The organism is Bacillus sp. FSL R9-9530 (assembly GCF_038008145.1).
Lineage (GTDB): Bacteria > Bacillota > Bacilli > Bacillales > Bacillaceae_G > Bacillus_A > Bacillus_A mycoides.
Genome location: NZ_JBBOYO010000002.1, coordinates 151,894 through 164,369 on the forward strand (window position 1 = coordinate 151,894; position 12,476 = coordinate 164,369).

The window sequence follows — 12,476 nt, forward strand, 5'->3', positions numbered from 1 at the left end:
TTAATCTAATTAATGACCTATTATTTCTTTTATCTCTTATTCTATAGACCTAGCACACTAACAATTTTGCATGCTTTAGAATTCACAATATGGTAATACATCTCCAACCCTCTTCTTTCCGAACGAAGAATCCTTCCACGCATTTTAGATAAATGCTGAGATACGGTAGATTGTGGTACGTCTAATAGCTCCGTTAATTGTGTTACATTGCAAACCTTATGATGCTCTAACTCTTTTACAATTTGTAGCCTAACTGGGTGAGCCATGATCTTTAGTAATTCTACATCCGCCTCTGGAATTCTGTTCATTTCTTTATTTAGTTGCATTGTTGTCATTTTTGTTATCTCCTTAATGTTTTTTATTTTATTTTGAATAAACTTGTTTGTATTTAAATTTATTGAGTTCATACGTATCGTTCTGTTTGACTACTACTTACTATCCGGTTTTATATATAAAAATACTATAATAGCTAAAAATCCAACAAATGATAGCATAGGTATTGAGATGAAACCAAATAAATTTAAGCGATCTTCCGTACAAGAAACTCCTACAGAACATATTTTCATCTCACTCGCAGGGAAGGTTTGAATCGTTATTTGATAAACAGCTAGCAATAAACCACAAAGTGCAAATGGGAATGCATATGTACTTACCAGTGGGTCTTTTCTATACATACCAACACCTAATATCAACACTAAGGGATACATGGCCATCCTTTGATACCAGCACAAATCACATGGGGGAAGTTTCATCCATTCACTAAAAACCAAGCTTATAAGCATTGCACTAGTAGCTATCGTCCAAGCAATTGCAATGTGATACTTTCGAATTAACGCCATTCTTCATTCACCTCATTTAATGTTCTGCTCTACTTAGCGTTCGTATGTTATTAGCTTATTTCCATGTTTTGAGAATCCTGTCTCGATGGAAAGTATCCAATCGTTAATATCTCCCCAGTCATATCCTTTTTTCTTTTAACTCTACCGGGAAACTATTCTCGAAATCATCCCGCATTTCGTACATGGTTTCCAATGCTTTTTCCATTGGACCAAATTTATATAAAATGTGCGTGTTTACACGTTTGTTTCTTTTTTCTGATACAGCCAAATATACGTATCGTTTTTCTTTCGCTAAAACGAATTTCAAGAATCCCGTTACCTAACTCATCTATTCCAGCTCCTTCGCAGTTTTCCTTACTACTCTCTTTTTGTATGAGTAAGGAAAACTTTCTCATTTACAGTTTAATTCAATGAATACCTCATTTTTTTGCTTTGAAAATACAGAAAAATACTCATCAATACAATATTTATTACACCTGCTGCAGCACCAATTTTTGAAATCACATAGATGTATTCGTTACTACTGAAACGCATCACGCTTGAAAATATAAAGATAATCGAAATAACAAGCGATAAGATCATGTTTCTTTTATTCTCTTTCACACCTAAAAACCTCCGTATTTAAATTTCAAAGTATTAGTATTCTTCCTTTGCGTGAGTAATATGCGTTAAGTTGCATCATTTCTGTTATAATGACGTTTCTTTTCATCCACAAAACCTTTGATACTCCACACTCCACTTTTAGATGATTTTGCTTTCTTTTCTGCATCTAACATTTGTGGAAGCAGCGTAGTGTTCGGTTTAGTAATATAAGCTACAATTCCGTATCCTGATTTGACCATTAATTCATTTACATGTATTCCCTCGCAAAATAAATACGCTAATTTTCTGCCATACTTGTCTTCTTTTTGTCCATGATCATATACCAGGGTTACATCTTTTCCTTTTATTTGTTTCTTTAGAAAAGAAGATGCTTCTTTACCCATCTTTTGTGGCGGAATCTTTCGAGAAACAGATTCAGGGGTGTCTAATAATAGTAACCTTACCGTCTGCTTCTTCCCGTTTACTTTTACATCTACTGTATCTCTGTCTTTTACATGTATTACTTTTCCTTTACCCGTTTCTAATCCTTTTAATTTGTCCCTGTATGCTTCCGGAATATCAACATTACTCTTTCCTTCTACATTCTGCTGGATTGCTTTCTGGGCCGTTTGTGCAGGTCTCGAATCATTTGTTTGTGTTGAACTGCTACATGCTGTAATTTGAAAGACTAATGATGTTATACAAGCAATCTTAATCCATGGTTTCATACCGTAGTATCCTTTCCTATTAGTATCACTCTACTTAATATACAAATGGACTATATGCTGGATTAACTTCTTTATAATCACAACACAAGCAAAAACGAACCCACTTTGGATGTTCGTTAAACGTAGCCCTGAATGATTGCTTTTTACATTTGGGACATACTGATATTTCATTCCCCTTATTACGCTTATGACTCTCCACATTCTCAAAAGATACATTTGTAGTTGGTATTTCACTCGTACACAATATACCTTCCCCCTCTCTTTTTTTAGGAATTTATAGACAACGAAAAAAGGACACACCTATGGCATATGTATGCGTAGGTGTGTCCTTTTGCAGGTAGATTTAGAAGTATTTTGTTACTTTCATCATATCATAATTCTTATTAATTTTATATATGAAATTTAGGATTTTATAATATTATTTCTTCTTCTCATATACAAAGGTTATTCTCTTCTGTGCAGAGTCATATGTTAATTTTGCACCAAACGATTTCCCCGTTTTTTTCGATATAAAGCCTTGGATTATATCCGTCATATTCTTTTCTAATAACTTCTTGATCTGACTTGTTGTGATTCTTTTTTCAAGTATCATACCTGAAACGATGAAATCACAACCCTTTTTGTATTGTTCGCATAGATAGTTTGTTTTCCCTATAATAACTCTCCCCTGGCATAATGGACATTTACCTACCGTACGATCCTCTGCAGTTGGAAATTCAAAACAAATACTAAAGTCTGGCTTTAATCGAATGGCAGCTGTGAATTCTCTTTTTTCCCCACTAAAACCATTAATGAAGTCTGTTACATTACTATTTAATAGCTTCTTAATCTGACTATCCGATAATTTCTTACCTTTAATTTTAGCTGGAAACATAAAATTACATCCGTTTTATTAGTGGGAGAGTGACGATGCTTACATACTTGTGTAGATGGCTTAGAAGTATAGGATAACTATGTTGTATGCTCATACCTAGGTGTAGTCGTCCCACATGATTGATGTAAAAGTAAATGAACGATAGTAAGTATTGATTGTTGATGCTGATTAACAATGTTGGTTGCTGTATTGGATAATGCCTCTATTACTACGAAAGTAAACTAATAGATAATAATTTACATTCGAATATTTACATTACTGATTTTTAATGAAATAATTAAAATACTTTAGGAGGTTGATACACTTGATGAAATTTTTCTTTATTTTATCAGCTCTCTCAGTAATAATATTACCTTTGCTAAATAAAACATCATTAGCAATTTTATTTGCAAGTTTATTTTTTGTACTTGCTATATTTTTTAGTAAACCTCGATTTATTCAAAAATAAGTTAAACTCCCAAGATTAATATGAAACTTGGGAGTTTAACTTATTTTTCACTTTTTTCATGAAAGTAAACTTTTGAATATTAGTTTCCTTTCAAATCTCTGATTTTATCGACTTTATCATAATTCACCCGTTTTTCTCAAAAATAACTAGAAAAGTATACATTCAAAAGATGATAAATAAAGAGATAAAAAAACTGTAAACAAAAAAAAGAAAAAGCTAGATCAATACTAGCTTTTTTAACAATTATAATTATCCATAAATATAAAATATCATTGTTGATTTTGTTTTTCTCTTTCACCTACAACCCAAGCTAATAATAAAATAGAGCTAGTTGCTAACAATGCTGTAAAAACTCCCATTAAACATCTCCCCTTTTTACAAACAAAATTAACCATATTATACCACATCGGTAAGAGACTAAACTGTAACACGAGGGAACATTTATGTTGCAAATATCACGGGAAAATAGAGTTTGGTAAAAAATGTATCACTATAACCTATTTTTACACGTATCTCGGCTGTACCCCATGTACATCCTGGATATAAGTTTTTTGTAAAAATCATCATGGCGAGATTGTTTTAAATATAAGACATACACGTTATTCACTCAATAAAATTGATGTACACTCCGTAAATCTTCCTGGATACATGGAATAGAATTGTTCATACATTGTCCCAATATAGTCATCATAACAAGACTCATTGTGATGAAAAATTTTTGAATACGATTGAAATACTTGAATTGCTGTATTTTCTGTTAAACCTGATGGGGAAGCGGAAATTCCAATTAATATATACTTTAAAAGTGCAAACTCAACAAGGTATAAAATATATTGAGAAGGTACATCTTTTAGCTCATATGGGAATAGCTGACGTTGAAACGAATAGAGACAATAATTTTCTAATATGTGTGCATAGTTTTTGAAAAACAGCTGGTAATATGTCTCATATTTCTTTTGATACGTTCTGATTATATTGTCATGAACCTGTACATTTTCATACAGCTCGAATCCCTGTATACACCAATCTAAGCATTCTTTGAACCGGACCGAACAGCGAGAATCTTGTTTCATTTTGTAAATCGTCTGTATGATCATCTGCATTAGGAATGAATTTGGAGCATCTTGGATGTGATTCGATGCATGCTTTTGTGCTTTTTGTGTGCGCTTGAAAGCAAGTGAAATCGCTTTTGATTTTCCATATATATCAGACATATTCGATAGTTCGATAAGAAATGCCCCGATTAACCAAAGACGTTCCTGCAAAGAAAAAGAACGTTGCTGTATAAGAGTAGTTAGTATATCATGAACTCTTTTATAATACTTTTCATTCGATTGGGATTCCCTAAATAGGGGGCCATTATGTATTTGATTAGTAGACATTTTCCAATGAATCGTTTTATTTGATAGTAACGATAATCTCGCAATTTCAGGACACGATAAGTGTCCAGTTTGATAAAATTGCTCATTTATTTTTTCTGTTTGACGAGGGTAATTTCTACATGTATGACTAAGTAACTCTGGTCCATATTGTTGATGAATAGAACATAAACTCTCCGTTGTCAAAAATGAGCAACCACTTTGTGCATGCAATGGAATTGTTGCATAGTTTTTTTCTGAACTAGGTTGTGCGTTCTTTTTAATCCCAGATTGGAAAAATTGCGACTGATTTTTGGCATCTAACTGTTTATAGTATTCATACTGCTCTTTGTCAACAGAAACATTCCAATTCCCCTTACAGCAAGTATCTTCACATGCAGAACCAATACAAGAAAATGTTGTTAAATAATTAGCAACCCAGACTTTTTGTTTCATAATGGAAGCTCCTTCCTTCATAAACGTATATATGAATGGTAGTATGATATAACCTGTGCGTACGCCGTTTGTTCATGTGACCATCAGTTCATTTTATTCACTTTAGAAAAAAATATATTCATCTCATTGAAAAATTATTTCACACAAGAAATAAACGGTTTCAAATTACACTACCCAGGCACTACAATGTGAGTGCCTGGGCAGGTGTTATATACATCCCGAATACAGTTGTATATTTTTGGATTGTTTATCGAAATTAGGTCAATTTATATATTGTTTAGAAAACAGACGAATTTCTTTTCCGTTATGCAAAATGGCGGACACTGAAACAGTCTTAAGGCGGTATATATACGGATCAGTGTGTTTGTTGTACCATTTAAAATAAAAAGCACCGCTCCCTGGCGGCTTATCGAATGTTAGTCCATCCAACAGGCCTCCATTAAATTTATAAGATTTAATTTTACCCAATATACTTGGATCTAGTATATTTATATACATACCACTACCCACTACTGTTGGTTGGGGTTGAGTTGGTATTTGTACACTTGTCCATGAATTAAATTGATGTGCGTTCTTAATGATTTGATCTTCGTCTTCACTCGGTTCACGCTCAGCAACTTTCACTTTAAGATGTTCATTTTTTTCGTCAACTGCAAATATTGAAATTTTCTGATCTGCCCCTGGCGCTGCACTACCCGATCCAAAGTTTACGGTTCTTACGCCATCTTTGTCTACCACACTTGAATCAGGTAATATAGGTCCCCAAGTGTTATCATTAAATAGTAGTTGGTATCGAACTTTTTTCTTTGGGAATTTAGAGAACTTCACATCACTTACTCTCTGTTTTCCTGTAGAGCTATCATAATACGCAGTCCACTCTTTCACTCTATGAGCCTTTTCAATGTTTTCAGTTGGTTTCCATTCTGTTACAGATACATCGTCAAAATGAAGATTGGCATTTCCGGTGTTTAGAAAACCTATCGATCTAAAATATTCGGGATTTGGACCTGTATTGAAAGAAGCTTCTACTAGTTTCCATTGGTTTCCGTTCACCTTTCCCTTGACACTTATACCTTGTCCACCACCAGCTTCATTACCTACAAAGAAGTTCACATCATTGCTACCCGTTGCGGATGCTGTTCTGACATAGGCACGTGCCGTATAGCTTGTATAGGGTTTTAATGCAGGTAAGCTTACCCAACCTCTGGTTTCCATTCTTCCATAACTCTTACCTGAATGTCCGCCATCTGATGCTGTTGCTATGTGATACCAACCTTGTGAACCATTTTCAAAATCATAATACGCTGTCGGTACATGGAGTGTAATCTTCATTCCGCGTTTCCATTTTGCATCATAGATTGTTTTACCTGGCATTTGACTTAATTGACTTTCAAGTTCTTTTTTTGTATTTTCGTCCGTAATTAAATTAATCGCAGGTTCATCAATGAATATATCCTTTTTATCTGCATCAGTATAGTATAATCTGCCATCTTTTTCATTGGCATTAAACGCTTTTTTAATCGCTTCTTTAATTGTGATTTCAGGTGTTTTATCTTCAGGATCATTCATATTTTTGGCAGTTACTCTTCGTTCCAAACTATCTTTCCCTGTACCAAGGTTTAATACTAAGGATCCTGAGACTGCATCAACATTTGTTCGAATTGGATCCCATTCTCCACCAAATACTGGAGTACCATTTTCATCTAATTTTCCAAATTGCCCTCTATTTTGTGTGGTTTCTAAGCCTAATACTTCTGATCCATCTTGCAATTGATTTAATTGTGTATCGGAAATTCCAATTTTCACTATACCCGTTTCATTTGCTCTATCTAATGAAATCGGGGCCTGTCCTTTTTGCGGATAGGTAGCGCCTGGCCCTAAGCTATTTCCAATTTGATTCGATCCAGCTGTTATCGTGGCGATGGAATCGCCTGAATTTTGGAACACAAAATTTGTTGTCGGTTTTAAATCATAAATCGGTGCTGTCCCACTATTATGATAGCGAACATTCGCATTTAAATACGCTCTTTCTGATGGGTTATATGCAATTTGTGAAGACCATGTTGTACCTTCTGTGTCTGCAACGGCTGTACTGCTGGTCCATGAATGACTGTACTTCGGTGAAAATGAAAAAGAAAATCCTTTCTCTGTAAAACCGAGTGATCCACCAAACTCGACACTGTTTGTGGTTGAATCGGTTTTTGTGACAGTTTTGGATATTGTATCAGCCTGTCCCTCCGTCACCGTCTCATTTCTAGAAAAATGAAGCTTTTCCATACCGACGCCAACAGATGGATAGGCAGCTACTAATGGGTCTCGCGCTTCGTCTTTCGTTGCTTCTGGCATATGTCCTGTTACTTTTTCAAAGTCGGTATACGGATCTGCAGCTGTTCTTGCTTTCCTGGAATTGGATACGTACTTTTTATAACCTAGTGCACTAAAAGAGTCATTCCATGCTACGATTTGGTTGTCCTTAAATGTATATCCTTTTTCTTCCCATTCATCTGGAATACCATCTTTATCTGAGTCTACAGGTACAGATACCTCTTGTTTTTGTCCATTTTCTTGTTGTCTATCAAACAAATTATAATCTGGGAAGAAAGACTGAGTTTCTTTTTCAGCACGTAAATTTAATTTTTCAGAGAAGTTTGGAGAAAGTATATATTGCTCTGGAATTTGTTCTTGTTTTGCATCACCCACTGACCAAAAAAGTTGCAAATCTGGTAATGTATCTAATGTATCTGATGTATCACGATACTCGATTTTGATTTCATATACTTTATCTTTTTCTAGTTGGAGAGATCTTTCTATACTAGATTGATTAATGACCGTTTCGCCATTAATTTGCATAATTACATTAGTATTAAGTGATGTAGAAAGTTTATATTTACCTGTTTCAGGTGGTATCAAGTTTCCCATCCAACGTACGGAATGAGTCTGTTGGGAAACTGTGTTTATTCTCGATTTATCCATCAAATTATTTTTTTCACCCACCTGGATGAACATTAAATCTTTAAAAGCAGTGTCTTTAAAGTAAAAACCAACTAATCCAATGACAGTCATCTGATCGACTTTTGAAGAAACGGTATTTTGCATTTTACATCCCCTTTTAATCGAAATGAATTACATACATATCATACTATTTTTGTATTTTTTGGAATTAATATTTCTGTTAATATGTATTGAGAAATTTAAAAGGAGCTTATGGATTAAGAGACCTAATCCCACAATCAATTTCGTAAATGAAAAGTAGAAATGTAAAAAACCGCTGTATATCTTACATAGAATATACAGCGGTTAACATAACCATTCGTACAACCCACACTTTCACTATGTGATTGGGATTATAGCTCTATAAATGTTCGATATGAAAATTCATCTTACAAAATCGCATATACTTTTACAGTGAAGTTTTTCGTAGCACCGCTTGGATTTGCAATATAATAGTTAAAACCTGTAGCGATATGTTGTATATGAATCGTGCCATGTTTTACATTACTCCAAATTACAGGATCTGAACCCGCGGTTACATCTCGCATTACGTTAATCGAAACATTTGTAGGTTGATCGAATCCGTCTGTTTCTACAACCCATTTGATTCCCCTTGTACCCGCTGGTAGATTCTGAATTCTGAAATTTCCACTTGATCGATTTTTTTGTCCTGATTGGGGTCTTGGTTCTGATACAATCGTTGCAATATGGGTCTCTCTTGCAGATGGTTGTTTTATCTTGAATTTTTGATTCATTGCACCTGGAACGCGTCCCCATACATTAACATTAGTGCCATTTCCAGTTCCTCCACCAGTTACGTCTAATACCGTTCCACTTGCTTTATTTTCTAGATACAGATATCCACTCCCTGCTCGTTTTAGAATCCAGTATACCTCATTACCGAAACTCCCACTCCAAGGTATAGCATACACGTTGATCCCGTGCGCAGACCAAGAAGCTAGCACTGCATTTGTTTTCCAATTATTTTTAATTAGATATGCTTTTTTATGGGAGTCATATACAAAATTCCATTGACCATTCAGTTCTCCGTTTGAATGACCCCATAAAACTACATTGTACATATCATTTGGCGTTGTTTTTTCCATAGCCACTTCGCTACTATTATTTAAAGCAGATACAATACTATATTTACCATCATGTATTCTTACTTCTTCTAGATTATTTTCATCAATATTCACTGTAAATTCCCGTAGTAAGGTTCTATTTCCGTTAATGTCTAACCAAACAGCTATTTTATCTCCTGTGAAAAGACTATATCCATCATCATGTGTTAATAGATGGCCATAGTCTGTCTTACTTAGATAGGAATAGTAAGCGGTTCCTTTATCGTAGTGTGCAATGTATTCTCCATTTTTAGTGATGACATATATGTTGGATAAGTAATTACCAGTAAAGCCAACTTCCACCTTTTTTTGTGCATTCAAACCAATGTGGTGAATATCACTAGAACGATGTTTGTTATTGAGTTGAATAACACTATCCATTAATCCACCGCCAGGGAAATCTGCAGCTATAATTCCTGTATGCTGAATGCCTCCTTTTTTTATCCGTTGCACAGTAAGATTATTTGTTCCTTCATAATGAATAAGATTTTTACCATACTCTGCATAGTACACTCTTGGATAATCCGGATAGGCGTTCCCAAAATCGACCGGTACACCTTCTATGATAGGGGTGAGTCGTTTGGGAGATATTCCAGTTTGTGTACTTGCTTGTCCACTTGCTACAAAATAAGGTGATGCTCCTTGTGTGATAAATTTCCACGCACCGTTACCGCTTAAATGATTTAGAAAAATAGAATTGCCGGAATTTGCACTTGCTTTCTCAAGATGAGCTTTTACTCTATTCCATTTGTCATACATTGGATAGTGATCATCATCAACTTCATAATGATCTTGTATATCCAATGTACCGTAAGGGATTCCTAAACGTTTTCCACCTGTAGGGAACTGTGACAGTACTACAATCTTACCTCTTACTTCATTTAGTGTCGGATTATTTGAGGCACCTTTCCAAAAATAATCACGATAATCAGGATTATTATAATAATTATCTTCAAAAATTTGTGCCCACGTTTTGCTAGTTTCTACATCCGTACATCTTCCTGTACCTGGTCCATTACACTCATTTTTGACTCGCATCAATACTGTTTCTCCAGGATGGGCTTGTAAGAATGCTTTGACGGTATTTAAAATATCTCCTCCAAAAGCTGCATGTTGATTCACCGATCCGTGGTACGCTGTAAAAAGGGTATTGGATTCTTTTCGCAAACGAATATCTAGATAACGAGCGCCCGAATTCAATTGTATCTGTAAATCCATTCTTTGCGTTTTGATATAATCATCCGGATAAAGACCACCACCACCATGTCGTGACATTGAGTTATGTGTACCAGGGATAGATAATCGACTTAAAGGTGTATCACCTTTCAACGTACTCATCCAACCTGTATTTTGATAATTCAAACTTACTTCATAACTGTAACCGGTTCTGTCTCCAAAATTATCAGGAGTATTTTCTCTTTCAGCATCTGAAGCATTTGGAATAAGAGCTTTAGGTTTTTTTTCCATTTTATCCTCCATTTTTGCTTCTCATGCACATTTGTAATAAGATACATTAGTACAAAATAGCCTGAGAATACACTTGTATTTTTACAAATACGAAAGATGATACAACTTAGCGGGTGTAGTGTTATGTTTGTTCCTGTTTTTAAATCGAATTCTATTAAATACATCTCGTAATAGGTTCCCGCTACCTTTGCAGCTAATAGTACAAATCCTTGAAACCTCGTATCTTTTAATGCATCATCAAACGCAACATCCCTACCAGTTATGTTTATTACTCTCCAATCATTGATAATCCGAATTTTAACAGATTCATCCATAATATTTATTGAGAAAAATATTTAAGTCATTCATAAATCTATCTAAAAATTATTGATTCCCATTGTTTACAAGTGAATCTCAGAGTGGCACCTTATTCTTCTAATCGTTGCTCGTTTTATGATTTATTACAAATATGTGTAGTCCGAAGAGAGTTGAGATCGCAATACTTTAAAAGTGTTTATAAAGGTACACCTTTTGTTGTGGTGTGATTTCTATGAAAAACAATGTGTCAAAAAGTTCGAGATAACATTTTGCAGTACTTCATAAACACATAGACCTTTTGAATCATTGTAAATTAGTATCCCAAAACCGATTATTTTGGGGACAATCAAATATCAGAGGTTTTTGATGTTATTTTGTCGAAAAATTTCCCAATACAATAAAATGTAAATTTTCTCGTTTTGGGCGTATTTACATTTCTTAGCTTGATAGCGATGTGGTGGTATCCCCTTATGCGAATACTAAAGTCCATTTCAATTGAAATGGACTTTAAAACATTTTATCAGAAATCTTCTACTCTTTTTTTTTCATTACAAAATCTCTCGGATTCCCTCTAAGCTTGTAATACTTCATGTTAAGACGAATAGCAACTACAGAAATTATAAGAAATCCAATGATATAAGGAATCATGTAACCTACTCCATTTCTTATTGTTTAGCGAACTTATTCTGTAAATACTTCACATGTTTCTTTTCAATATCCTTATCCGTAATGTTTGTTTGCAAGATAGTTTGATAGATATGCAGGGCCTCGTCTTTTGTTAGTTGCACGTCGGTATATGACTCAATACTTTTTTTTAGATCGTTATAATATAAGATATGTTTATCTTTTGAATGTACATTAACTTTTTTTAGATTGCATTTCGGATGAAACGCTACAATAGAGATACATGGCAGCTGTTTTTCCATCACCCATTCAATTGCTTTCGTATGTTTATAGTTTTGTCTAAACGGATTTTGGAAGGAGTGTTTTTTTCTAAAAATACCTTGTGTCCATCTTGCTGCTTTCTCATTCCCATAGATCCAGCCCTCGTAGTTCTTCGTCTCTATGACAAATACACCTGTTTCCGCGATAACAATATGGTCAATTTGCGTTGTATCACCATACTCCGTATGAACCGTCACATCATGTAGCTCATAATAACTTTCAGGATCTAATTTACTTAATATACGTTTCACCAGTTTTTCTCCAGCTTTCCCTTTCCATTTAGGTACATGTTTTTTTACAACAATATTCAATGGAATCAGAATCGCAATGAGAATTAATTCGAATATCAATATTTTCATAATAAAAA

8 protein-coding genes and 2 pseudogenes are annotated in these 12,476 nt (G+C 34.4%); all 10 read right to left on the reverse strand.

Annotated features, from left to right (window positions below; all coding sequences use genetic code 11):
• Positions 1-41: 41 nt before the first annotated feature.
• A complete protein-coding gene (locus tag MKX66_RS28560) occupies positions 42-335 on the reverse strand; it encodes an ArsR/SmtB family transcription factor (RefSeq protein ID WP_341087860.1) in 294 nt (97 codons plus the stop codon).
• 93 nt (positions 336-428) lie between these two features.
• Positions 429-839, reverse strand: coding sequence for a disulfide bond formation protein B (locus MKX66_RS28565; RefSeq protein ID WP_341087862.1), 411 nt, complete (start codon positions 837-839; stop codon positions 429-431).
• A 33-nt stretch (positions 840-872) separates the two neighbouring features.
• Positions 873-1,146: pseudogene (locus MKX66_RS28570) on the reverse strand (hypothetical protein).
• Between the two features lie 95 nt (positions 1,147-1,241).
• Positions 1,242-1,442 (reverse strand): hypothetical protein, encoded by a 201-nt coding sequence (locus MKX66_RS28575; protein WP_341087863.1) that lies wholly within the window; start codon positions 1,440-1,442, stop codon positions 1,242-1,244.
• Positions 1,443-1,507: 65 nt separating this feature from the next.
• Positions 1,508-2,149 carry a thermonuclease family protein gene (locus tag MKX66_RS28580; protein ID WP_341087865.1) on the reverse strand — a complete coding sequence of 214 codons (642 nt, stop codon included), beginning with the start codon at positions 2,147-2,149 and terminating at the stop codon, positions 1,508-1,510.
• Positions 2,150-2,567: 418 nt separating this feature from the next.
• Positions 2,568-3,038 (reverse strand): annotated as a pseudogene (locus MKX66_RS28585) (topoisomerase C-terminal repeat-containing protein); the annotation flags it as partial.
• Positions 3,039-4,070: 1,032 nt separating this feature from the next.
• Entirely contained in the window at positions 4,071-5,285 is a 1,215-nt protein-coding gene (gene fliB, locus MKX66_RS28590) for a flagellin lysine-N-methylase (protein WP_341087867.1), read from the reverse strand.
• A 261-nt stretch (positions 5,286-5,546) separates the two neighbouring features.
• Positions 5,547-8,381, reverse strand: a complete 2,835-nt coding sequence (locus MKX66_RS28595; protein ID WP_341087868.1) for a binary toxin-like calcium binding domain-containing protein — start codon at positions 8,379-8,381, stop codon at positions 5,547-5,549.
• 284 nt (positions 8,382-8,665) lie between these two features.
• Positions 8,666-10,867, reverse strand: a complete 2,202-nt coding sequence (locus MKX66_RS28600) for a phosphatidylinositol-specific phospholipase C domain-containing protein (protein ID WP_341087869.1) — start codon at positions 10,865-10,867, stop codon at positions 8,666-8,668.
• 962 nt (positions 10,868-11,829) lie between these two features.
• The gene (locus MKX66_RS28605; RefSeq protein WP_341087871.1) at positions 11,830-12,468 is read right to left on the reverse strand and encodes a nuclease-related domain-containing protein; all 639 of its coding nucleotides are present in this window, start codon (positions 12,466-12,468) and stop codon (positions 11,830-11,832) included.
• Positions 12,469-12,476: the final 8 nt, after the last annotated feature.